The organism is Nocardioides taihuensis, assembly GCF_042657275.1.
Taxonomy (GTDB): domain Bacteria; phylum Actinomycetota; class Actinomycetes; order Propionibacteriales; family Nocardioidaceae; genus Nocardioides; species Nocardioides taihuensis.
In genome coordinates, this window is record NZ_JBHSKD010000027.1 from 749,459 (window position 1) to 770,144 (window position 20,686).

Here is a 20,686-nt window from a genome sequence, read left to right on the forward strand (position 1 = left end):
GTCAGCGGCGGTGGACGAGCAGGAGCGCGCGGTCGTCGTTCGGGGAGCCGACGGTGTCGACGAGCCGGCGCGCGACGGCCTCCACGTCGTCGCGGAGCAGGTGCTCGGCCTCACCCAGCAGCTGGTCGATGCCCAGCGCGATGTCGCGGCCGCGGGACTCCACCAGCCCGTCGGTGTAGAGGACCATCGCGTCGCCGTGGTGGAGCCGGCCGGCGACGCGCTCGAACGCGACGTGCGGGAGCAGCCCCAGGGCGGGGCCGTCGGGGGCGTGGACGAGCCAGCGGCCGGATCCCGCGGCGCGCTGCGCCGCCGGCGGGTGCCCGGCGCTGCGCAGCTCGAAGTCGCCGGTGGCGAGGTCGAGGGAGAGGTGGATCGCGGTCGCGAAGCCCTCCTCCCAGTTCTGCCGGAGCAGGAAGTCGTTGGCGGCAGGCAGGAACTGCTCGGGGGGCAGGGCCCCCAGCAGGCCGCCGAGCGCGCCCGACATGAGCAGGGCCCGGGTGCCGGCGCCCTCCCCCTTGCCCGACACGTCGACGACGGCGATCTCGAGCCGGTCGCCCCCCAGGGGGCGGGCGGTGACGATGAAGTCGCCGGCGAACGGCGTGCCGCCCGCCGAGCGCAGGGCGGACTCGGCGTACCAGCCCGCGGGGAGCTCGGGGATCCGGCCCTGGCCGAGGATCCGGTCGCGCAGGTCGACCAGCATCGACTCGCCCTGGTTGCCGGCGACGCCGAGGCGGCTGCGCCGGAAGGAGGTGAGCAGGATGATGAAGCCGGCGACGAAGAGCACCAGCACCGCGCCGCCCACGCGGGCGGTGATCTCCGCCTGTTGGGTCAGGGCGAGCACGACCAGCACGAGGTTGAACACGATGAACCACGGGAGGTGCCGGGGGCTGAGGATCAGGCTTCCGACCAGCATCGGCAGCACCAGCGCGGTCAGCGGGACGTTGTCGGGCCAGGCGTAGACGCACACCGCCAGGACCAGCGCCCCCACGACGAGCAGCCGTAGCTGGACGACGTCGTGCGGGGTGTGCCGTCGGGCCGGCCGGCGCTCGGGTCGGGGCCGCGGCGGGGCGCCGCGCGTCGGCGCGTTGCCTACGGTCATGCGGGTGTCCTCACTGGGCCTCTCACGGGACCCTGCTCCGAGGGACCGGTGTGATCACTGTACGGCGCGCGAGCGGAAGGGCGGCTGACACCGCGCGCACCAGAAGAGGTTGCGTCCGAGCAGCTCCTCGGTGCGCACGAGCGACCCGCAGACCAGGCACGGCTGCCCGTCGCGCCGGTAGACGTAGACCTCCCCGCCGTGGTCGTCGACCCGCGGGGGGCGCCCCATCGCCTCGGGCGTGTGCTCGGGCCGGACGGTGTCGATGCGTCCCGTGCGGACCCCCTCGGCCATCAGCGCGACCAGGTCGTCCCACAACGCGCGGAACTGGCCGGACCGCAGGGTGCGGCCCGGGCGCAGCGGGTGCATCCGGTGCCGGAAGAGCACCTCCGCGCGGTAGACGTTGCCGACGCCCGCCAGGACCTCCTGCTGCATCAGCAGGCCGCCGATCGGTGCCCGGCTGCGGCGCACCCGCTCCCACGCGCGCGCCGGGTCGGCGTCGGCACGCAGCGGGTCGGGACCGGTGCGGGCGACGACGGCGTCGCGCTGGGCGGTGGTGACCAGCGCACAGGTGGTGGCCCCGCGGAGGTCGGCCCAGGCCGGGCCGCGGTCGCCGTCCGCCACCAGGCGCAGCCGGACCTCGCCGACGGGCAGCGGCACCTCGCGGGCGGGCCCGGCGGGGTGGACGTCGCAGCGGCCGTAGAGCCCGAGGTGGACGTGGACGTGGCGCTCCCCCGGGAAGGCGGCGAACAGGTGCTTGCCCCACGCCTCGGCGCCGAGCAGCACCTCGCCGTCCAGCTCGGCCGCCTCGGTCGCGAACCGTCCCTGCGGGCTGCTCACGGCGACGCGGCGGCCTCCGAACGTGGTGGTGAGCTCACCGGCGAGCCGGTGCAGCGTGTGCCCCTCGGGCATCGGGCGCGGTCAGGCCTCGTCGCTGTGGCCGAGGGCGGAGTCCGGCAGCGGCGGCAGGTCACCGGTGGACTCGTAGTCGGCGAGCATGCCGATCCGGCGCACGTGCCGCTCGTCGCCGCTGAACGGCGTGGCGAGGAAGACCTCGACGAGCCGGGTGAGCTCGTCGACCGGGTGCAGCCGGCCGCCCACGGCGATGACGGTCGCGTCGTTGTGCTCGCGCGCGAGCACCGCCGTCTCCTCGGACCAGACCAGGGCGGCGCGGACGCCGGCCACCTTGTTGGCGGCCATCTGCTCGCCGTTGCCCGACCCCCCGATCACGATGCCGAGGCTGTCGCTGCCCGCGGCCCGCTCGGCGGCCACGGCCTCGGCCGCCCGCAGGCAGAAGACGGGGTAGTCGTCGAGGGCGTTGTACTCCCAGGGGCCGTGGTCGACGGGCTCGTAGCCGTGCTCGCCCAGCCAGGCGACGAGGTGGTCCTTGAGGTCGAGGCCGGCGTGGTCGCAGCCGAGGTGCACGCGCATGCGGCGGATTGTGTCAGCCGGCGTGCCGGCGGAGGAACGCGGCCACCTGCTCCATGAGCGGCTCCGCGGCCGGGAAGGCGGAGGGGTGGCGCCAGAAGCCGTGCAGCTGACCGAGGTAGCGGGTGGCGACCACCTCACCGCCCGCCGCGGCGATGCGCCGGGCCAGGAGCTCGCCCTCGTCGCGGAGCGGGTCGTGCTCGGCGGTGGTCACCAGGGTGGGCGGCAGGGTGCCGAGCCGGTCGGACCGGAGCGGCGCGAGGTCGGGGTGCGTGCGGTCGCCGCCCGGCCCGGCGTACCGCTCCCAGTACCAGCGCCCCTCGTCGGTGCCGAACCCCTGGGTCTCGGTGCGCCACGACTCCGAGGCCATCTCCGGGTCGAGGAAGGGGTAGACCAGCGCCGCCGCGGCGAACCGGCCCGGGTGGCGCAGCGCGGCGACCAGGGCGAGGTTGCCGCCGGCCGAGTCGCCGTGGGCGAGGAGCGGGCCGGCGAGGCCCTCCCCCGCTCCCTCGCGGGCCAGCCAGGCGAGGACGGCGTCGGAGTCGTCCACCGCTGCCGGGAACGGGTGCTCCGGAGGACGGCGGTAGCCGACCGAGAGCACCGCCAGCCCCGAGCGGTTGGCCAGGCGCCGTGCCGACGCGTCGTGCACGTCGATGTCGTTGTAGACGAACCCGCCGCCGTGCCAGTGCACGACGGTGCCGTGCCGGTGACCTGCCGGCCGGTGGAGCCGGCAGCGGACGCCGTCGGCGTCGACGTCGCGGACCTCCGCGACGTCCTCGCGCGGCTCTGCGGCGGCCTGGGCGCGGCGCTGCTCCTGCACCGCCGCCACCTCCGCATCGGGGACCGCGACCGGAGGGGCACCGGCGACCGCCTCGAGGGCACGCACCGACTCGGGGAAGAGGACCATCAGGCGCCGACCTCCGTCGGGGTCGAGGTGAGGGCGCGCTCGACGGCGCGCAGGAGCAGGTCGAGGTCGGCCTCGCGCTGGGCCGGGGGGTCGTGCGCCAGGGGGCCGTCGAGGTGGAGCTCGGCGAAGCCGTGCACCGCCGACCAGCAGGCGGTCTCGGCACCGGGCCGGTTCTCCTCCGGCATCGCGCCGGTCGCCACCAGGTCGTCGAGCGCGCCGCCCAGGAGGCTGTAGGGATCGGTGCCCGGCGGCACGTCGCCGGTGTCCATCGGCTCCTTGTGCGCGGTGCTGGAGAAGCCGATCCGGAACAGCCCGGGCTCGCGCAGCGCGAAGTGGACGTAGGCGGCGCCCAGCAGGCGCAGCCTGCTCCGCGCCTGCTCCTCCGGCTCACCGTCGGGCAGGTCGGCCAGGGCCTCGGTCATCGCCCGGCCGAGCTCGCCGAGCGCGGCGAGGGCGACCGCAGCCTCGAGCTGGGCGCGGTCGGCGAAGTGGCGGTAGGCGGCGTTGTGGGAGACACCCGTACGGCGCGCCACCTCGCGCAGGACCAGCCCGTCCGCGCCCTCGGTGCGGGCCAGCTCGACCCCGCTGGCGACGAGGGCAGCGCGGAGGTTGCCGTGGTGGTAGGCGCTCACGGGGGCCATGCTAGCCAGCCAGTGTTGACAGTGTCCACATTGGGTGCTTCACTCGTCGCACCGCGATGTTGACGGTGTCCACATTGTCTCCGGTCGCGCCCCACCCGCATCGCCATCCCTCCGGAGGTCCCTCCATGTCCCGCAAGGCCGGCATCCTCGCCACGACCTACGTGGCCGCGCTCGTGCTCAACCTCGACGTGACGATCGTGAACGTCGCGCTCCCCTCGATCGCCCGCGAGCTCGACGCGGGCACCCGCGGCCTGCAGTGGGTCGTGGACGGCTACAGCCTCGCCTTCGCCGCGCTGGTGCTCGCGGCCGGCAGCCTCTCCGACCGCTTCGGCAGGCGCCCGGCGCTGGTGCTCGGCCTGCTCGGCTTCGCCGCGACGAGCGTGGTCGGTGGGCTGGTCGACTCGACGGGCGCGCTGGTCGCGGCCCGGATCGGCATGGGCGTCTTCGCGGCGGTGGTGTTCCCGACGACGCTGTCGATCATCACCAACGCCTTCCCCGACCGCCGCCAGCGCGCAGCCGCGCTGGGCGGGTGGGGCGCCGTGGTCGGCGCCGGCGTCGCCCTCGGCCCGGTCGTGGGCGGCGTCCTGCTCGAGAACCACGCCTGGAACAGCGTCTTCCTGGCGCTGGCGCCCGTGGCCCTCCTCGCCGCCGTCATGGCGTTCGCACTGGTCCCCGAGTCGCGCGACCCCGCCGCCCCGCCGGTCGACCGGCCCGGCCTCGCGGTGTCCACCGCCATGCTCACGCTGCTGACCCTGACGGTGATCGAGGCTCCGGAGCGCGGGTGGACCTCGCCCTGGACCGTGATCGGCTTCGGGGTGACGGCGCTGCTGGTGGCGCTCTTCGTCACGGTCGAGCGCCGGGCGGCGCACCCGATGATCGACGTCAGCCTCTTCGCCGACCGCCGGTTCAGCGCGGCGAGCGGCTCGGTGACGGTCACGTTCTTCGCGCTGGCGGGCTTCGTCTTCCTGATCACCCAGTACTTCCAGCTGGTGCGCGGCCTCGGCCCGCTCGACACCGGGGTGCGCATCCTGCCGGTCGCGGCGAGCATCGCGGTCGCCTCGGTGCTCGGCGGCCTCCTGGCCCCGCGCCTCGGGACCCGCGCCATGGTCACCTCGGGGCTCGTGCTCTTCGGCGTGGCCATGCTCTGGGTCTCCACGGCCGAGGTCGACACGTCGTACGCGACCTCGATCGTGCCGCAGATGGTGCTGATGGGGCTGGGCATCGGATTCGTCTCGACGCCTGCCACGGAGTCGATCATGCTCGTGCTCCCGCCGGCCCGGGCGGGCGTCGGCTCGGCGGTGAACGACGCGACGCGCGAGCTCGGGGGCACCCTCGGCGTCGCCGTCGTCGGCTCCCTGTTCTCCTCGGTGTACGCCGCGCAGCTCGCCGACGGCGCCTTCGGCTCGGCGCCCTCCGGGGTGCTCGACAGTGCCCAGGACTCGGTGGCCGCCGCCGTCGCGGCCTCCGGCGGCGACCCGGCACTGCTGGCGGCCGCCCAGGACGCCTTCCTGTCGGGGCTGGCGGCCGGCTGCCTGCTGGTCGGGGCGCTGTGCCTCGCCGCCGCGGCCGTCGCCGTGGCCACGCTGCCCGGACGTCGCTTCGTCGCGCCGTCGCCGACCGAGGACGTCGCGCGGGATGATGTCGTCGTGATGGCATCGTGATCGCGTGGACCGTGCTGGCCCTGGTCTTCCTCGACGAGGTGCTCGCCGCCGTAGCCGCCGGCGTGTGGGGGTGGCACGCCGGCGGGTGGGTGCTCGCCGCCGGCGCCCCGCTGGCCGTGGTCGCCGTGTGGTGGACCTTCGCCTCGCCGAGGGCCCCGTACGGCGGGCCGGTGGTGCGGCCGCTGGTGAAGGTGCTGGTCTTCGGGCTGGCCTCGCTCGGCCTGGTCGCCGCCGGCCACACCGGCTGGGGCGTGGGACTGCTGGTGTTCTCGGTCGTCGTCAACGGCGCCGCCCAGCTGCCGTCGGTGCGTGCGGTCCTCGACGAGGGCGGTCAGCCCGCGCGCCCGTAGCGCGCGAGCAGGTGCCAGACCCGCTTGACGGTCTGCGGGTCGTGCTCACCGGAGCGGGCCGCCGCAGTCACGACGGGCGGCGTCAGCACCGGGCCCAGGGCGCGGGCCAGCGCGAGCGGCTCCGGCCCGCGGTAGGCCTCGGGCAGCCCGGCGGTCCCCACCCGGAAGCCCGGGTGCCACTCGACCGGGCACCCGAGGCGCGCGGCGGCCTCCTCCACCGGGCCGCCGCGGTGCGACGGGTCGAGGACCAGCGCCTCCACGTCCTCGTCGAGCCGCACTCCCCCGTGCACGTGCGCCTCGACGTAGTGGTCGAGCGGGTCGGCTGCCGGGGAGCCGGCGCACAGGGCGGCCAGCTCGGCCGCCCGGTCCGGCCCGCCGACCTCGGTCGGCTCGAAGACCGAGTCGGGCCAGCAGAAGGTCGACCGTGCGGTGACCTCGGGGCGCAGCCGCAGGTGGGCGGAGCCGAACCGCACCGACGCGCCGTACGGGTCGGGCGGGTCGCCGAGGAGCAGCGCGCCGTACACCGGCCGGTCGGCGGGCTCGGCGTCGTCGTAGCGACCGCCGAAGATCCGGCTCTCCCAGCGCCAGCGGTCGCCGCCCTCGTACGCCGTCAGCCCACCGTTGGACGTGCCGGTCACGAACTGCGAGACGTAGCGGCCGTCGCCGGCGAGCGCCTCCACCACCAGCCGGCCGCGGAACGGCCAGTCGGGGTGGAAGTGCAGCGCGACGCGGTGCTCAGGCACCCGCCGGTCCGCCGGCGAAGCGCGCGAGCTCCTCGTCGACGACGGATGCGTCGAGCTTGGTGAAGATCGGCACGGGCTTCGCGACCGGGGCGCCCACGTCGACCGGACGGGACGCCCATGCGGGCGTCCCGGCGTAGTCGCCGGTGATCACGGGGTAGAACGGCGCCCCGGCCCCCTGGTCGGGGTCGAGCTCCTCGACCTGCTCGATGCGCGGCATCGGCATCCACTCGCCCTTGCCGCCGAACGTCGTCCACACCTTGTTCGCGGAGTGGGGCAGGAAGGGCGAGAGCAGGGTGTTGCAGTCGAGCACGCACTGGACGGCGACGTGGAGCACGGTGCCGAGCCGCTCGCGCTGCGACTCGTCCTTCATCTTGTAGGGCTCGGTGACGGTCAGGTACTTGTTCACCTCCCCGACCACGCGCATCGCCTCGGCGATCGCGGCCCTGAGCCGGTGCCGGCCGATGAGGTCGCCCACCGTGCCGAAGCCAGCGCGGACCGCAGCCAGGACGGCCTCGTCGACCGGCTCGAGCGGGCCGGCGGCCGGGACCTCGCCGAAGCTCTTCGCGACCATCGTGGCGGTGCGGTTGACGAGGTTGCCCCAGCCGGCGACCAGCTCGGAGTTGTTGCGGGTCACGAAGTCGGCCCACGTGAACGCCGCGTCGGAGGTCTCGGGGCCGGCCGCGCAGATGTAGTAGCGCAGGGCGTCCGGGCCGTAGCGGGCCAGGAAGTCGCCGACGTAGATGACGTGCCCCCGGCTGGAGGAGAACTGCTGGTCGCCCATGGTGAGGAACTCCGAGGAGACGACCTCGGTCGGCAGGTTGAGCTCGCCGTAGACGCCGGGCTCGCCGCCTCGCGCGCCGCGACCGTCGTACGCCAGCAGCTCCGCGGGCCAGATCTGGCTGTGGAAGACGATGTTGTCCTTGCCCATGAAGTAGTAGGACACGGCCTCCGGGTCGTTCCACCAGTCGCGCCAGCGCTCGGGCTCGCCGAGGCGCCGCGCCCACTCGATCGATGCGGAGAGGTAGCCGATGACGGCGTCGAACCACACGTAGAGGCGCTTGGTCGGCTGGTCCTCCCAGCCGGGCACGGGGATGCCCCAGTCGATGTCGCGCGTCATCGCCCGGGGGCGGATCTCCTCGAGGATGTTCTGGGAGAACTTGATGACGTTGGGCCGCCAGGTGCCGGAGGCCTCACGCCCGTCGAGCCACTCGCCGAGGGCGTCGGCCAGCGCGGGGAGGTCGAGGAACCAGTGCTGGGTCTCGATGAAGTCCGGGGTCTCGCCGTTGATCTTCGACCGCGGGTCGATGAGGTCGGTGGCGTCGAGCTGGTTGCCGCAGTTGTCGCACTGGTCGCCGCGCGCCTCGCCGTACCCGCAGATCGGGCAGGTCCCCTCGATGTAGCGGTCCGGCAGGGTGCGGCCGGTCGAGGGGCTGATCGCGCCCTGGGTCGTCTGCTCGACCATGTAGCCGTTGCGCCGCACGGTGCGGAACATCTCCTGCACCACCTGGTAGTGGTTGCCCGTCGTGGTGCGGGTGAAGAGGTCGTAGGACAGGCCGAGGTCGACGAGGTCCTGGACGATGACCGCGTTGTTCTTGTCCGCCAGCTCGCGGGCGGTGACGCCCTCCTTGTCCGCGGCGACGAGGATCGGGGTGCCGTGCTCGTCAGTGCCCGAGACCATCAGGACGTCGTGGCCGGCCATCCGCATGTACCTGCTGAAGACGTCGGAGGGCACGCCGAAACCGGCCACGTGGCCGATGTGGCGCGGGCCGTTGGCGTACGGCCAGGCGACGGCGGACAGGACATGACTCATGGGAGGGATCCTAGGGAGGGTCCGTCCGCGGCCGCGACGCAGTTCCCCCTCTCGCCCCTCAGCCGAAGTCGAGCTCGGCGGTGCGGCTGCGCTTCAGCTCGAAGAAGTGGGGGAACGACGCGAGGGCGAGCGCACCGTCCCAGACGCGGCCGGCGTCCTCACCGCGCGGGATCGAGGTGAGCACCGGCCCGAAGAATGCCGTCCCCTCGAAGCTGATCGTCGGCGTGCCCACGTCGTCACCGACGAGGTCGACCGCACCCTGGTGGGACTTGCGGACGTCCTCGTCGTAGTCCGTCGAGCCCTTCGCGTCGGCCAGCGAGGTCGGCAGCCCGGCCTCGGCCAGGGCCTCCTCGACGAGCGTGCGGTCGAGGTCGCGCTGCTCGCGGTGGATCCGGTTGCCGAGCGCGGTGTAGAGCGGGAGCAGCGCCTCGTTGCCGTGCTGCTGCTCCGTGGCGACCAGCACGCGCACCGGGCCCCACGCGTCGGCGAGCCGCCGTCGGTAGTCGTCGGGGATGTCGCGGTCCTCGTTCAGCACGGCGAGCGACATGACGTGCCAGGTGGTGCGCACGTCACGGATCCGCTCCACCTCGAGCATCCAGCGCGAGGTGATCCAGGCGAAGGGGCACGTGGGGTCGAACCAGAAGTCCGCGGTGGTGGCTGCCATGCAGGTCCTCTACCCGGGGGGCCCCGGGCCGAACGGGGTCCCCTCCACACCACGGGGCGAGAAAGGTCACACGGGAGCGAGCACCGTCAGGGCGAGCCCCAGCAGCGCGGACAGCCCGAGGGTGCGCAGGACCGACCAGCCGCGCCCCAGCAGCAGGACCGCGGCCACCACCGCGATGAGCCACGCCTGCCAGACGTACGACGACCACACCGGGAGGTCGACGTGCAACGGCCCGAGGCTGCGGGTCGCGGTCGAGGAGAACAGCGTGTGGATCGCGAAGTAGAGCGCGAGGTTGGCGATCACCCCGACCACGGCCGCCGTCACGCCGGAGAGCGCGGACGCGATCGTGGCGCTGCCGCGCAGCCGCTCGACGTACGGCGCCCCCAGGAAGATGAAGAGGAAGCACGGCACGAAGGTGACCCAGACCGTCAGCAGCGAGGCCAGCACGGCCGCCACCCACGGGTCGAGGCCGCCGGGGTCGCGGTAGGCGCCGAGGAACGCCACGAACTGCACGACCATGATCAGCGGGCCGGGCGTGGTCTCGGCGAGGCCGAGCCCCTTGACCATCTCGCTGGCGGTCACCCAGCCGTAGGTCTGCACCGCCGCCTGCGCCACGTAGGTCAGCACGGCGTAGGCGCCGCCGAAGGTCACCAGCGCCATGCCGCCGAAGAAGAGCCCCTGGTCGACGAGCACGGTGCGCTGCCCGCCGGCCAGCACCCACGCCAGCACGACGGGCGCCGTCCACAGCACCAGCCCGACACCGAGGACGAGCGTGTTGCGGCGCCACGACGGCGTGGCGTGGTGCAGGGCGTCGTCCGGTACGACGGGCGATGGCCCGCCGTCGTCGACGGGCGGGGGGGCGGCGGTCGTCGCGGGCCAGCGCCGGCCGAGCACCCAGCCCGCGATCCCGGCGGCGACCACGACGAGAGGGAACGGCACGTGCAGCAGCGCCAGCGCCACGAACGCCGCCGCGGCGAGCCCGACCATCGCCGCGTGCCCGAGGGCGCGGCGGCCCACCCGCACCACCGCCTGCACGACGATCGCCACCACGGCCGGCGACAGCCCGAGGAACAACCCGGTGACGAGCGTGGTGTCGCCGTGCGCGACGTACAGCCACGACAGCGCGAGCATCGCGAGGAGCCCGGGCAGCACGAACAGCACACCCGCGACCACCCCGCCGATCCCGCCGTTGAGCAGCCAGCCGGTGTACACGGCCAGCTGCTGGGCCTCCGGACCGGGCAGCAGCATGCAGTAGCTCAACGCGTGGAGGAACCGTCGCTCGCCGATCCAGCGGCGCTCGTCGACGAGCGTTCGCTGCATGACCGCGATCTGGCCGGCGGGCCCGCCGAAGGTCTGCAGGGAGATCAGGAACCACGCCTTCGTCGCCTCCCGCAGGGGGACGAGATGGCGGAGCTCCTCACCTTCCGGGGCGTCGGGCACGGTCACCAGTATGTCCATCGGCTCGGTCGACACAGCGGCCCGGGGGCGCGTTGCGCGGCAAGGTCTCGATCCGGTGACGGGGGCCATTCCCGATTGCGGCGGGCACCCGGCCTGGTGCGAGGATGCCTGCCATGCCCGGGAAGAACCTCACGAGGGACGAGGCTGCCGCGCGTGCCGCCCTCCTCGACGTCCACTCGTACACCATCGAGCTGGACCTCACGACCGGACCCACCACCTTCGGGTCGACGACCACGCTGCGCTTCAGCTGCGCCGAGCCGGGAGCCCAGAGCTGGGCCGACCTGGTCGACGCGACTGTGCACGAGATCACGCTGAACGGACGCCCCCTCGACCCCGCCACGTCGTACGCCGACTCGCGGATCGCGCTGCCCGACCTCGCGGCCGAGAACGAGCTCGTCGTCCGCGCCGACTGCACCTACTCCCGCACCGGCGAGGGCCTGCACCGCTTCGTCGACCCCGCCGACGACCGCGTCTACCTCTACTCGCAGTTCGAGGTGCCCGACGCCCGCCGGATGTACACGACCTTCGAGCAGCCCGACCTCAAGGCGCCGTTCACCTTCGTGGTCACCGCGCCCGCGACCTGGAAGGTCGTCTCCAACGCCCCCACGCCGCAGCCCGAGCCGCTCGGCGACGAGGGGGTGGCGGTCTGGCGCTTCCCTGCCACCAAGCCGATGTCGACCTACATCACCGCACTGGTCGCCGGTGAGTACCACGAGGTCCTCGACACCTACGAGGGCAAGCACGGCACCATCCCGCTGGGCCACTACTGCCGCCAGTCGCTGGTGGAGCACCTCGACGTCGAGCAGCTGGTCACGATCACCCGCCAGGGCTTCGAGTTCTTCGAGGACGCCTTCGACTACCCCTACCCGTTCGGCAAGTACGACCAGCTCTACGTGCCGGAGTACAACATGGGCGCGATGGAGAACGCCGGGTGCGTGACCTTCCGCGACGAGTACCTCCCCCGCAGCCGCCAGGACCGCTCGTTCTACGAGTTCCGCGCCGAGGTGATCCTCCACGAGATGGCGCACATGTGGTTCGGCGACCTCGTGACCATGAGGTGGTGGGACGACCTCTGGCTCAATGAGTCCTTCGCCGAGTGGGCCTGCTACCACGCGGCCGTCGAGGCGACCGAGTTCGACGAGTCGTGGACCGGCTTCACCAACGCCCGCAAGAACTGGGCGCTGCGCCAGGACCAGCTGCCGAGCACCCACCCGATCGCGGCCGACAACGTCGACCTGCGCGCGGTCGAGGTGAACTTCGACGGCATCACCTATGCCAAGGGCGCCTCGGTGCTCAAGCAGCTCGTCGCGTGGGTCGGCCTCGACAACTTCCTCGCCGGCCTGCGGCAGTACTTCCGCGACTTCGAGTACGCCAACTCCGAGTTCGCCGACCTGCTCGCCGCGCTCGAGCGCTCCTCGGGGCGTGAGCTCGAGAGCTGGGCGGCCGAGTGGCTGCAGACCTCCGGGGTGAACACCCTGTCCCCGGAGTTCGAGCTCGCCGAGGACGGCACCTACGCATCGTTCAGCGTCCGGCAGTCCGCGGCCGAGGACTACCCGACGCTGCGCCGGCACCGCATCGGCGTCGGCCTGTACGACGCCGTCCCCAACGCCGACGGCGACGTGCGGCTGGTCCGCCGGTCGTCGGTCGAGACCGACGTGGCCGGCGAGCTCACCGACGTCCCCGCCCTCGTGGGCGAGAAGCAGCCCGACCTGCTGCTGCTCAACGACGGCGACCTGACCTACGCCAAGATCCGCCTCGACGAGCGGTCGCTGGCCACCGTCGTCAACGGGCTCTCGCGGCTCGAGGACTCCCTCGCCCGCGCGCTGTGCTGGGGCGCCGCGTGGGACATGACCCGCGACGCCGAGATGAGCGCGACCGACTTCGCGACGCTGGTGCTCGGCAACATCGGCACCGAGACCGACGCCTTCGGCGTGAGCCGGGTCCCGGCGTACGGCGCGCAGGCGGTCAACACGTTCTCCGCCCCGGGCAACCGGGCCTCGCTGCGGACGACCTGGGAGCAGGGCCTGCGCAAGCTGCTGGCCGACGCCGAGCCCGGCAGCGACCACCAGCTCACCTTCGCCCGTGCGTACGCCGCGGCGGCGCACAGCGACGACGCGCTCGGCGAGCTCGACGCGCTGCTCGAGGGCACGCTGTCGTTCGAGGGCCTCGCGGTCGACACCGACCTGCGCTGGGCGCTGCTGACGTCGCTGGCCCGCGCGGGCCGCGCCGACGACGCGCGGATCGACGCCGAGCTCGACCGCGACAACACCATCTCGGGCCAGGAGCACGCCGCGGCCGCCCGGGCCTCGCGCCCGACCGCCGAGGCCAAGGCCGACGCGTGGGAGATCGCCATGGTGCGCGACGACGTGCCCAACGAGACACAGCGCTCCGTCGTGCTCGCCTTCCAGTGCCACGGCCAGGAGGAGGTGCTCGCGCCGTACGTCGAGAAGTACCTCGCCGCGGCCGACACCATGTGGGAGGAGAAGGGCACCCAGCGCGCCTCGACCGCGCTGGAGTACATCTTCCCCCGCCCGCTGGCCTCGCAGGAGCTGCTCGACCGCGTGGACGTGTGGCTCGAGTCGAGCTCGGCGAACCCGGCCGCCAAGCGCTACGTGCGCGAGGGCCGCGCCGACGTGGCACGCGCGCTGGCGGCGCAGGCGCGCGACGCCCGCTAGACCCGCGAGATCACGCTGACCCGCCGTTTGGTCAACGGCGGGTCAGCGTGATCTCGGGCTCGTCACTCGGCGTGGAGGGTCTGGGGCGCGCGGGCGTGCTCGGCGAGGTAGGTGATGGCGCGCTTGAGGCCACCGACGAGGTCGCCCCCGGCGAAGTCGGAGCGCATGTTCAGCACGCCGTGCTCGACCTCGACGTCGCTCAGGTGGCGGCGCACCTCGGCGCCGGTGACCACCTCGATCGCGCGGGCGCCCGGGTCGACGAGCACCAGGACGCTGCGCGCGGGCGCGACCAGGCTGGCGTGCAGCCGCGTCGCGTAGCCGTGGGGGTCGCCCTCGGCGTGACCGACGAAGACCGAGAACTCGAAGCGGCAGGACTGCTCGGCGGCGCGGATCGTGCGGTCGATCTCGTAGCGCTCGGCGGCGCTGAACTCACCAGCGGGCACTGGCCCCGCCTGTTCCCTCGGGCGCTGCGCCGGACTCGAGCTCGTGGTCGCTGCGCGGGCCGCCGAACCACTCGCTGTCGGCCTGCGGGTTGGGGTTGATGCGCTCGCCGCGCACCACGGCCGGCACGTAGACGGCCGCCGCGATCAGCACGAAGAGCAGCACCGGGATCCCGATGAAGATCAGGATCGCCTCCAGGTCGTCGATCGGCGGCAGCGGGTCGCCCCACCCCTCCGGGACCGCTGCCGAGGCCGGACCGGCGGCGAGCACCGGGACGAGCAGGGCGCCGGTCAGCACGGCGGCCGGACGGGCCAGCCGCGCACGACGACCGGACGGGGACGGCGTGGGGTGCGGGGTCACGGGAGGAGGATATCGGTGCGCGAGGGTCGGGTCACACCCGGCGGGGTCGGCTGGACGGTCGACTGGAAAGGGCCCCCGGTGGCCTGTACATACTGGGGCCCATGTGGTTCCCCCCGATCACGTCCCTGCTCTCCGCCGCCGCCCTGGTGCCCAGCGCCGACGAGCCCTGCGCCGACCAGGGGTGGGTGTGCGACCAGACCTACGCCTGGTGGGGCAACCAGACGGTCTCGGAGTTCACCGACCACGTCGTCGGCGGCGGCACGGCGATCCTCATCGTCCTCGTCGTCGGCTTCGTGCTGCGCCTGGTGCTGCACCGCATGATCGACCGGCTGGTCAGCAAGGCCGAGAAGGGCGTCCTGCCCGACCGGGTCGGCCGGGTGTCCCTGGGTCACAGCAGGTCCTCGGACACTGCGCCGCCGCGCGACCTGGCCACCGCCACCCGCCGCGTGCAGCGCGCCCAGGCGATGGGCAGCCTGCTCAAGAGCATCGTGACCGGCGTCGTGCTCGCGATCGTGATCACGATGGTGCTGGCCACGGTCGGCATCGACGTCGGCCCCATCATCGCCAGCGCCGGCATCATCGGCATCGCGCTCGGCTTCGGCGCGCAGAGCCTGGTGGGCGACTTCCTCTCCGGCACGTTCATGATCTTCGAGGACCAGTACGGCGTCGGCGACGTGGTCGACCTCGGTGAGGCCAGCGGCACCGTGGAAGCGGTCAGCCTGCGCGTGACGCGGCTGCGCGACGTCAACGGCACCGTCTGGTACGTCCGCAACGGCGAGATCGTGCGCGTGGGCAACATGAGCCAGAACTGGGCGCGCACCGTGCTCGACGTGGTCGTCGCCTACGACGAGGACCTCGTCAAGGTCCGCGGGGTGCTGCAGGACGTCGCGCACGACCTGTGGGAGGACGACGACTTCAAGGGCCTGATCATCGAGGAGCCCGAGGTCTGGGGCGTGGAGAGCCTGACCCCCGACGGGATCACGGTGCGCGTGACGCTGAAGACCGCGCCGATGGAGCAGTGGGCCGTGGCCCGGGAGATGCGGGTGCGGATCAAGGCGCGCTTCGACTACGAGGGCATCCACGTGCCCGCTCCGGCCAAGGTCATGGTCTCCCCGCAGGTGGCCGCCGCCGCGAAGACGGCGACCACCAGCTGAGCGACGCCCGGCTCAGCCGAGCGACGCGGTCAGCGAGATCGGGACGGCGCTGAGGGCCTGGCTGACCGGGCAGCCGGCCTTGGCGCCCTCCGCGGCCTCGACGAACTGCTCCTCGGTCAGGCCGTCGACCACGCCGACGACGCTGAGCCGGATCGCGGTGATGCCGGTGCCCGGGGTGAAGTCGACCTCGGCCCGGGTGTCGAGCGAGGTGGGCGCGTTGCCGGCGCCGGCCAGCGCGTGCGAGAGGGCCATCGAGAAGCACGCCGAGTGCGCGGCCGCGATCAGCTCCTCGGGGCTGGTCTTCCCGTTCGGCTCCTCGGCACGGGCCGGCCACGACACGTCGTACGTCCCGATGCCGGAGGAGTCCAAGGTGACCTGGCCCGCCCCGTCCATGAGGCTGCCCTCCCAGCGGGTCTTCGCGTGGCGCGTGGTGCTCATGCAATCTCTCCTTCGTCGACGGCAGGTGACGCCCGCGAGTCTTGCACGCACGCGCGCGCCCACCGGTGGGGCGCCGCCCGGCGGTCATCGGGCGGTCGGCAGAATGGCCGGGTGAGCACGTTCTACGAGGAGGTCGGCGGCCTCGAGACCTTCCGCACGATCGTGGGCAGGTTCTACGAGGGGGTCGCGACCGACGAGGTGCTGCGGCCGCTCTACCCCGAGGAGGACCTCGGCCCGGCCGAGGAGCGGTTCCTGCTCTTCCTCGTGCAGTACTGGGGCGGTCCGACGACCTACTCCGACACCCGCGGCCACCCGCGGCTGCGCATGCGGCACGCGCCGTTCGCGGTGACCCCCGAGGCCAAGGAGCACTGGCTCACCCACTTCCGCGCCGGGCTCGACGCGGCCGACCTGACGCCCGAGCAGGACGCGCAGTTCTGGGACTACGTGACCCACGCGGCGCAGTTCATGGTCAACTCCTTCGACGAGCCACCTGCCGCGGGCTGAGCGAACTGCGGGACAGCGCGGGTAAAACCGCGCACCATCGAGACATGCGCCTCCCCCGCTGGACCCCCGTCGCCGTCGCCGCCGCCCTCGCCCTGACCGCCGGCGGCGTCGCCGCTGCCGCGGCCGGGCACGACCGACCCGAGGCCGGCCACGGGACTGCGGGCTCGACCGTGGTCAACGTCAACGGGCACCCGGTCGACGAGCACGCCGCCTTCGGGCAGTCCACCGCGGCGCAGGCGCGCGCCCAGGGCGAGGACGCGGACACGGACGACGATGCGGACGTGGACACGGACGCGGACGAGAGCGACCGCGAGGACGGCAAGGCCGGTCAGGAGCACGGCAAGGCCGGTCAGGAGCACGGCAAGGCCGGTCAGGAGCACGGCCACGGCTGGGCCTTCGGTCACCTCTCCCCCGAGTCGCGGCACCAGGCGATCGCCGACATGCAGGCGGCCCACCACGACGCGCGGCCCGAGCACGGCCAGCAGCAGGGTCGGGACGACCGCTAACGGGAGGTGCCGAGCGCCTCGAGCAGGGGGCGCCGGTACTCCTCGGGCGGCTCGACCGCCCGCTGGGTCTCCTGGTCGAAGAAGACCATCGCCACGCGAGCGCGCGACAGGACGGTCTCGCCGTCGCAGATCTCCGACTCGACGACCATCGACCGCCGGCCGACGTGCGAGAGCCAAGTCCACCCGTCGTACGGCTCGGGGCGGAAGAGGATCGGGATCTTGTAGTCGACGTCGGTCTGGGCGACCACCGTGGCGATCCGCTCGCGCGGGGCATCGCGCCACAGTCGCGCGGTGTAGAGGATCCGCGCCTCCTGGAAGAACTCGAAGTACTTCACGTTGTTGACGTGACCGTAGACGTCGACGTCGGAGAAGCGGACGTGCACCGGGTAGTGCCCGACCTCGTCGTGACGGGGCGTCGTCCACGGCGTGCGCGGCGTGCGCTCGGCGGGCTCGAGGTAGGTCTCGAGGACGGCCCGCTCCTCGTCACGGATGCGGCGGGGACGCTCGGTCGAGAAGACGTACGGCGTGAGCACGGTCGAGGCGCGCAGGTAGACGCGACGCTCGCCGTCGACGTCCTGGACGACCTCGTAGGCGATCGTGAACGACGCGGCGCGGATCTCGGTGACCCAGCACTCGATGGTCACCGGGCGGAAGCGGAAGGGCAGCGGCGCCTCGTAGTGGACCGCGTGCCGCACCACGACCGTGCCCTCGGCCAGCTCGCCCGACGGCATCGTCGGGCCGTGGCCGCGCAGCATGTCGACGCGCGCCTCCTGGAGGTAGTCGACGTACACCACGTTGTTGACGTGGCCGAGCAGGTCCAGGTCGGCCCAGCGCATGGGGCACTCGTAGACGTGGCGCACGCGCCGACTCTGCCAGACGCGGCGCCACCCCCGTCAGGGGCCGCGGTCGGGTTGCCGGGGAGGTTGCCGGGAGGTGCTCAGTGGCCGTGGGCCATCCGGCCGTAGTACGCGGGGATCGACTCCTGGCGGGCCACGCGCAGGCGGCGGTTGCTCACGAGGGCCGCGGTCGCCAGGCCGGTCAGGATCGCGGCGCCGAGCAGGGCGACCGCGAAGAAGACGACGACGAACGGCATGAAGGGGGGCATCAGCTCGAAGGTCATGGGGGGCTCCTTGTTTCTACGTCTGTAGAACAGACACTACATCTGTAGAAGGTCGCAGACAAGTCGTGGGACAGTGGTGGCAGTCACCGCCCCGACCGACACGCACCGACGGAGACCGCCGTGGACCTCGCCTCGCTCAGCCCGCGTCGTCGCGAGCTGCTCGACGCCGCCGTCGCCGTGACGGCCGAGTCCGGGCTGCGCGGCCTCACCCACCGGGCCGTCGACCGCCGCGCCGGGCTCCCCGAGGGCAGCACGTCGGCCTACCTGCGCACCCGGGCGGCCCTGCTGGGCGAGCTCACGTCGTACGTCGCGGCCCGGGCGACCGCCGACGTCGAGGGGCTCGCCGTGGAGCTGGGCACCTGCGACGGCGACGGCGGCGACGAAGCCGTCCGGCTCACCTCGCAGATGTTCCTGCGCTGGCTCGACCAGCCCGACCTGCTGCTGGCCCGGCTCGAGGTCACGCTGCTGGCCGCGCGCGACCCGCAGATCAGGACGTCGCTGGCCGCCAGCCGGGCCCAGCTGAACGGCGCCGTGGCCACGGTGCTGGCCGACCGGCACGGTGGCACCGCCCGGGACCAGGCCCCGGACGCCGAGATGCTGGTGGCCGCACTCGACGGCGTGCTGCTCGCCGCCCTGCTCAAGCCCCGCCCCGAGCGGCGGGACTTCGTCACGACGTCGCTGGCCCTCCTGATGCCCGGTCGCGCTGAGCCTCCTCGGCCCGCTGCACCAGCCGGGCCCGGACCTCGTCCGGGGTCAGCTCTGCGCGCCGGCGCTGGTCGCGGGCGATGACGGCGCCGGTCGCGGCGACGCCGGCCAGCCCGGCGAGGCCGAGCACCTTCCACAGCTTCACGAGGTGAGAATCCCTTCCGTGGACGATTCCGTGCTGACCCTCGACCAGGCCGTCGACCTGACCCGGACCGGCGACCTCTGGCTCTTCCGGGGTCGCTCCGCCGCCGACCACGCTATCCGCACGGTGACCAACAGCCCGGTCAACCACGTCGGCATGGCGGTCGTGCTCGACGAGCTGCCACCGCTGATGTGGCACGCCGAGCTCGGGCAGGGCCTCGTGGACGTGTGGACCGGCAGCCACCACCGCGGCGTCCAGCTGCACGACCTCCGCGCCGCCGTCGAGCAGTGGGGCCACCGCTACGGGCAGCAGGCGTGGCTGCGCCAGCTCTCCGCCGAGGTGACCCGCGAGATGGAGGACGCCGTGATGACGACGATCGCGCGGCTGGACGGCACGCCCTTCCCCGCCACCGCCGCGCTGGCCGGCCGCTGGGCCCGCGGCCGTCTCCGTCGCCCGGCGCCGGTCGAGGAGACGTACTGCGCCGAGGTCGTGGCCGCCACCTACCAGGCGATGGGCCTGCTCGACGGCGAGCGCCCCACGAACTGGTACGACCCCGGCAGCTTCTGGTCCGGCGACGAGCTCGAGCTCCTGCGCGGCGCGCACCTCGGCGACGAGATCCGGGTCGACCTCGGCTGACGCGCCTGCCGGGATCGCGGGGTCCCCCGACCTACGCTCGGCAGGTGAGTCGACGATGAGCAAGATGGACAACCTGCGCGCCATGCGCGAGGCACGCTACGAGCGGGCGACCGCTGCCGCCGGCAAGAAAGCTGCCGTCGCCCCCAGGCCGGCCGCCCGGCCGGCTCCGAGCGCTCCCGAGGTGCCGGAACCCGCCGCCGGGCCCGCGGCCACCGAGGGGCCTGCGGCCGCCGAGGGGCCCGCGGCCACCGCCGGGCCCGCGGCCACCGAGGGGCTCTGCGGCCACCGGGCCATCAGCGGCAAGACCTGCACGCGCGAGCAGGGCCACGCCGAGAAGAGCCACCGCTACTCCTGAGGCGGGGAAACGCGTTCGGTCGCTCCGCCGAACCGCCCTACGGTGCACCCATGCCTCCCACACCGCCACCGGCGAGCGTCGTGCGCGCCTTCGGCGCGGTGGACCCGCCCCGGGCGCTGGTCGGTGGCCAGGGCACCTCGTGGATCTCCGGCGACTTGGTCCTCAAGCCGACGGGCGGTCCGGTGCACGACTGGCTCGCCGAGGCGCTCGAGGACGTCACGCCTGACGGCTTCCGCCTGGCGGCTCCGGTGCGCTCGCGCCTCGGCACCTGGTCGTGGGCCGGGTGGTCTGCGACCCGGTGGGTCGAGGGCAGCGAGCCCGCGTTCACCATGTTGCCGGCCTGGTTGCGGATCATCGAGGCCGGGCGCGCCTTCCACCGGGCGGTCGCGCACCTGGGCCGACCGGACTGCCTCGACCGACGCGACGACCGGTGGGCGGTCGCGGACCGGATGGCCTGGGGAGAACGAGACCTGGCGATCCACCCCGAGCTCGCGGACGTGGGTCGGCGGCTGCAGGGCGCCGTCGAGCCGCTCGGCGCCGCGCAGGTCGTGCACGGCGACCTGACCGGCAACGTCCTGCTGAGTCCGACGCTGCCTCCGGCAGTGATCGACATCGCGCCCTACTGGCGTCCGCCCGCGTACGCCGAGGGCGTGGTCGTGGCCGACGCGCTCTGCCGCCCCGACACCCCGCCGTCCCTGGTGGACCGCGCCGACGTCCCGCTGGCCGCGACCGCCCGGGCACTGCTCTTCCGCATGGCGACGACCAGCCTGGCGGGCTCCAACCACGGCGCCCGCGTCGACGTCGCGGACGCGGCGCGCCGCTATGACGCTGCGGCGCGGGCGATCGGCGTCTGAGCCGACGTCGGATCGCGTTGCCTTCGAACACGCGTTCG

The 20,686-nt window shown here is 73.5% G+C and carries 24 protein-coding genes; 10 read left to right on the forward strand and 14 right to left on the reverse strand.

The window, feature by feature from the left end:
* Nucleotide 1: 1 nt before the first annotated feature.
* From ACFPGP_RS21620 to ACFPGP_RS21640, 5 genes are read right to left on the reverse strand one after another with little or no spacing between them, the layout of a single operon-like run.
* A complete protein-coding gene (locus ACFPGP_RS21620) occupies nucleotides 2-1,099 on the reverse strand; it encodes a PP2C family protein-serine/threonine phosphatase (protein WP_378593300.1) in 1,098 nt (365 codons plus the stop codon).
* A gap of 54 nt (nucleotides 1,100-1,153) precedes the next feature.
* Nucleotides 1,154-2,008 carry an Fpg/Nei family DNA glycosylase gene (locus ACFPGP_RS21625; RefSeq protein ID WP_378593302.1) on the reverse strand — a complete coding sequence of 285 codons (855 nt, stop codon included), beginning with the start codon at nucleotides 2,006-2,008 and terminating at the stop codon, nucleotides 1,154-1,156.
* A 9-nt stretch (nucleotides 2,009-2,017) separates the two neighbouring features.
* Nucleotides 2,018-2,527 carry a ribose-5-phosphate isomerase gene (locus tag ACFPGP_RS21630; RefSeq protein ID WP_378593304.1) on the reverse strand — a complete coding sequence of 170 codons (510 nt, stop codon included), beginning with the start codon at nucleotides 2,525-2,527 and terminating at the stop codon, nucleotides 2,018-2,020.
* Between the two features lie 13 nt (nucleotides 2,528-2,540).
* Nucleotides 2,541-3,431: an alpha/beta hydrolase gene (locus tag ACFPGP_RS21635; RefSeq protein ID WP_378593306.1), complete on the reverse strand. Its 891-nt coding sequence runs from the start codon at nucleotides 3,429-3,431 to the stop codon at nucleotides 2,541-2,543.
* Nucleotides 3,431-4,063 carry a TetR/AcrR family transcriptional regulator gene (locus ACFPGP_RS21640; RefSeq protein WP_378593308.1) on the reverse strand — a complete coding sequence of 211 codons (633 nt, stop codon included), beginning with the start codon at nucleotides 4,061-4,063 and terminating at the stop codon, nucleotides 3,431-3,433. Before ACFPGP_RS21640 ends, ACFPGP_RS21635 begins: the two co-directional genes overlap by 1 nt.
* 134 nt (nucleotides 4,064-4,197) lie before the next feature.
* Between ACFPGP_RS21640 and ACFPGP_RS21645 the strand changes: the two genes are divergently transcribed.
* Together ACFPGP_RS21645 and ACFPGP_RS21650 are read left to right on the forward strand one after the other, a co-directional pair.
* Nucleotides 4,198-5,733, forward strand: a complete 1,536-nt coding sequence (locus ACFPGP_RS21645) for an MFS transporter (protein WP_378593310.1) — start codon at nucleotides 4,198-4,200, stop codon at nucleotides 5,731-5,733.
* Nucleotides 5,730-6,083 carry a YrdB family protein gene (locus tag ACFPGP_RS21650; protein ID WP_378593312.1) on the forward strand — a complete coding sequence of 118 codons (354 nt, stop codon included), beginning with the start codon at nucleotides 5,730-5,732 and terminating at the stop codon, nucleotides 6,081-6,083. Before ACFPGP_RS21645 ends, ACFPGP_RS21650 begins: the two co-directional genes overlap by 4 nt.
* Here the strand turns inward: ACFPGP_RS21650 and ACFPGP_RS21655 are convergent.
* The 4 genes from ACFPGP_RS21655 to chrA all read right to left on the reverse strand — a co-directional run bounded on the left by ACFPGP_RS21655 (nucleotide 6,065) and on the right by chrA (nucleotide 10,740).
* Nucleotides 6,065-6,826: a DUF3626 domain-containing protein gene (locus ACFPGP_RS21655; RefSeq protein ID WP_378593314.1), complete on the reverse strand. Its 762-nt coding sequence runs from the start codon at nucleotides 6,824-6,826 to the stop codon at nucleotides 6,065-6,067. The genes ACFPGP_RS21650 and ACFPGP_RS21655 overlap by 19 nt on opposite strands.
* A complete protein-coding gene (gene metG, locus ACFPGP_RS21660; protein ID WP_378593316.1) occupies nucleotides 6,819-8,636 on the reverse strand; it encodes a methionine--tRNA ligase in 1,818 nt (605 codons plus the stop codon). The genes ACFPGP_RS21655 and metG overlap by 8 nt, the downstream gene beginning before the upstream one ends.
* A 58-nt stretch (nucleotides 8,637-8,694) precedes the next feature.
* Complete coding sequence (locus ACFPGP_RS21665; protein ID WP_378593318.1) at nucleotides 8,695-9,300, reverse strand: mycothiol-dependent nitroreductase Rv2466c family protein; 606 nt, start codon at nucleotides 9,298-9,300, stop codon at nucleotides 8,695-8,697.
* A gap of 66 nt (nucleotides 9,301-9,366) precedes the next feature.
* Nucleotides 9,367-10,740, reverse strand: coding sequence for a chromate efflux transporter (gene chrA / locus ACFPGP_RS21670; protein WP_378593320.1), 1,374 nt, complete (start codon nucleotides 10,738-10,740; stop codon nucleotides 9,367-9,369).
* A 131-nt stretch (nucleotides 10,741-10,871) separates the two neighbouring features.
* Here chrA and pepN point away from each other — a divergent pair, with 131 nt between their 5' ends.
* Nucleotides 10,872-13,433 (forward strand): aminopeptidase N, encoded by a 2,562-nt coding sequence (pepN, locus tag ACFPGP_RS21675; protein ID WP_378593322.1) that lies wholly within the window; start codon nucleotides 10,872-10,874, stop codon nucleotides 13,431-13,433.
* Nucleotides 13,434-13,495: 62 nt separating this feature from the next.
* On the opposite strand, the gene ACFPGP_RS21680 is transcribed toward pepN, so the two are convergent.
* Together ACFPGP_RS21680 and ACFPGP_RS21685 are read right to left on the reverse strand one after the other, a co-directional pair.
* Complete coding sequence (locus tag ACFPGP_RS21680; RefSeq protein ID WP_378593324.1) at nucleotides 13,496-13,876, reverse strand: DUF5130 family protein; 381 nt, start codon at nucleotides 13,874-13,876, stop codon at nucleotides 13,496-13,498.
* Entirely contained in the window at nucleotides 13,863-14,234 is a 372-nt protein-coding gene (locus ACFPGP_RS21685) for a hypothetical protein (protein WP_378593326.1), read from the reverse strand. The genes ACFPGP_RS21680 and ACFPGP_RS21685 overlap by 14 nt, the downstream gene beginning before the upstream one ends.
* Before the next feature lie 101 nt (nucleotides 14,235-14,335).
* Here ACFPGP_RS21685 and ACFPGP_RS21690 point away from each other — a divergent pair, with 101 nt between their 5' ends.
* Nucleotides 14,336-15,388, forward strand: coding sequence for a mechanosensitive ion channel family protein (locus tag ACFPGP_RS21690; RefSeq protein ID WP_378593328.1), 1,053 nt, complete (start codon nucleotides 14,336-14,338; stop codon nucleotides 15,386-15,388).
* 12 nt (nucleotides 15,389-15,400) lie between these two features.
* Here ACFPGP_RS21690 and ACFPGP_RS21695 read toward each other — a convergent pair whose 3' ends face one another.
* Nucleotides 15,401-15,826: an OsmC family peroxiredoxin gene (locus tag ACFPGP_RS21695; protein WP_378593330.1), complete on the reverse strand. Its 426-nt coding sequence runs from the start codon at nucleotides 15,824-15,826 to the stop codon at nucleotides 15,401-15,403.
* Between the two features lie 111 nt (nucleotides 15,827-15,937).
* On the opposite strand from ACFPGP_RS21695, the gene ACFPGP_RS21700 reads away from it, so the two are divergent.
* Nucleotides 15,938-16,330 carry a globin gene (locus tag ACFPGP_RS21700; protein ID WP_378593332.1) on the forward strand — a complete coding sequence of 131 codons (393 nt, stop codon included), beginning with the start codon at nucleotides 15,938-15,940 and terminating at the stop codon, nucleotides 16,328-16,330.
* A 44-nt stretch (nucleotides 16,331-16,374) separates the two neighbouring features.
* A complete protein-coding gene (locus ACFPGP_RS21705; protein WP_378593335.1) occupies nucleotides 16,375-16,836 on the forward strand; it encodes a hypothetical protein in 462 nt (153 codons plus the stop codon).
* Here the strand turns inward: ACFPGP_RS21705 and ACFPGP_RS21710 are convergent.
* Nucleotides 16,833-17,696: an acyl-CoA thioesterase gene (locus ACFPGP_RS21710; protein ID WP_378593337.1), complete on the reverse strand. Its 864-nt coding sequence runs from the start codon at nucleotides 17,694-17,696 to the stop codon at nucleotides 16,833-16,835. The two genes, ACFPGP_RS21705 and ACFPGP_RS21710, sit on opposite strands and share 4 nt — an antisense overlap.
* A 77-nt stretch (nucleotides 17,697-17,773) precedes the next feature.
* Nucleotides 17,774-17,956 (reverse strand): hypothetical protein, encoded by a 183-nt coding sequence (locus tag ACFPGP_RS21715; protein WP_378593339.1) that lies wholly within the window; start codon nucleotides 17,954-17,956, stop codon nucleotides 17,774-17,776.
* 120 nt (nucleotides 17,957-18,076) lie between these two features.
* Here ACFPGP_RS21715 and ACFPGP_RS21720 point away from each other — a divergent pair, with 120 nt between their 5' ends.
* From ACFPGP_RS21720 to ACFPGP_RS21735, 4 genes are all read left to right on the forward strand, one after another.
* The gene (locus tag ACFPGP_RS21720; protein WP_378593342.1) at nucleotides 18,077-18,745 is read left to right on the forward strand and encodes a TetR/AcrR family transcriptional regulator; all 669 of its coding nucleotides are present in this window, start codon (nucleotides 18,077-18,079) and stop codon (nucleotides 18,743-18,745) included.
* Nucleotides 18,746-18,824: 79 nt separating this feature from the next.
* Nucleotides 18,825-19,439, forward strand: a complete 615-nt coding sequence (locus ACFPGP_RS21725; protein WP_378593344.1) for a hypothetical protein — start codon at nucleotides 18,825-18,827, stop codon at nucleotides 19,437-19,439.
* A 55-nt stretch (nucleotides 19,440-19,494) separates the two neighbouring features.
* Entirely contained in the window at nucleotides 19,495-19,794 is a 300-nt protein-coding gene (locus tag ACFPGP_RS21730) for a hypothetical protein (RefSeq protein ID WP_378593346.1), read from the forward strand.
* A gap of 50 nt (nucleotides 19,795-19,844) precedes the next feature.
* Nucleotides 19,845-20,648, forward strand: coding sequence for a TIGR02569 family protein (locus ACFPGP_RS21735; RefSeq protein WP_378593348.1), 804 nt, complete (start codon nucleotides 19,845-19,847; stop codon nucleotides 20,646-20,648).
* Nucleotides 20,649-20,686: the final 38 nt, after the last annotated feature.

Bases quoted from the DNA above. Each gene is read 5' to 3' on its own strand.
- ACFPGP_RS21630 (WP_378593304.1), bottom strand. From the start codon at position 2,527: ATGCGCGTGCACCTCGGCTGCGACCACGCCGGCCTCGACCTCAAGGAC.
- ACFPGP_RS21620 (WP_378593300.1), bottom strand. From the start codon at position 1,099: ATGACCGTAGGCAACGCGCCGACGCGCGGCGCCCCGCCGCGGCCCCGA.
- ACFPGP_RS21695 (WP_378593330.1), bottom strand. From the start codon at position 15,826: ATGAGCACCACGCGCCACGCGAAGACCCGCTGGGAGGGCAGCCTCATG.
- ACFPGP_RS21690 (WP_378593328.1), top strand. From the start codon at position 14,336: ATGTGGTTCCCCCCGATCACGTCCCTGCTCTCCGCCGCCGCCCTGGTG.
- pepN (WP_378593322.1), top strand. From the start codon at position 10,872: ATGCCCGGGAAGAACCTCACGAGGGACGAGGCTGCCGCGCGTGCCGCC.
- ACFPGP_RS21705 (WP_378593335.1), top strand. From the start codon at position 16,375: ATGCGCCTCCCCCGCTGGACCCCCGTCGCCGTCGCCGCCGCCCTCGCC.
- ACFPGP_RS21645 (WP_378593310.1), top strand. From the start codon at position 4,198: ATGTCCCGCAAGGCCGGCATCCTCGCCACGACCTACGTGGCCGCGCTC.
- ACFPGP_RS21635 (WP_378593306.1), bottom strand. From the start codon at position 3,431: ATGGTCCTCTTCCCCGAGTCGGTGCGTGCCCTCGAGGCGGTCGCCGGT.
- ACFPGP_RS21665 (WP_378593318.1), bottom strand. From the start codon at position 9,300: ATGGCAGCCACCACCGCGGACTTCTGGTTCGACCCCACGTGCCCCTTC.
- metG (WP_378593316.1), bottom strand. From the start codon at position 8,636: ATGAGTCATGTCCTGTCCGCCGTCGCCTGGCCGTACGCCAACGGCCCG.
- ACFPGP_RS21730 (WP_378593346.1), top strand. From the start codon at position 19,495: ATGAGCAAGATGGACAACCTGCGCGCCATGCGCGAGGCACGCTACGAG.
- ACFPGP_RS21625 (WP_378593302.1), bottom strand. From the start codon at position 2,008: ATGCCCGAGGGGCACACGCTGCACCGGCTCGCCGGTGAGCTCACCACC.
- ACFPGP_RS21735 (WP_378593348.1), top strand. From the start codon at position 19,845: ATGCCTCCCACACCGCCACCGGCGAGCGTCGTGCGCGCCTTCGGCGCG.
- ACFPGP_RS21715 (WP_378593339.1), bottom strand. From the start codon at position 17,956: ATGACCTTCGAGCTGATGCCCCCCTTCATGCCGTTCGTCGTCGTCTTC.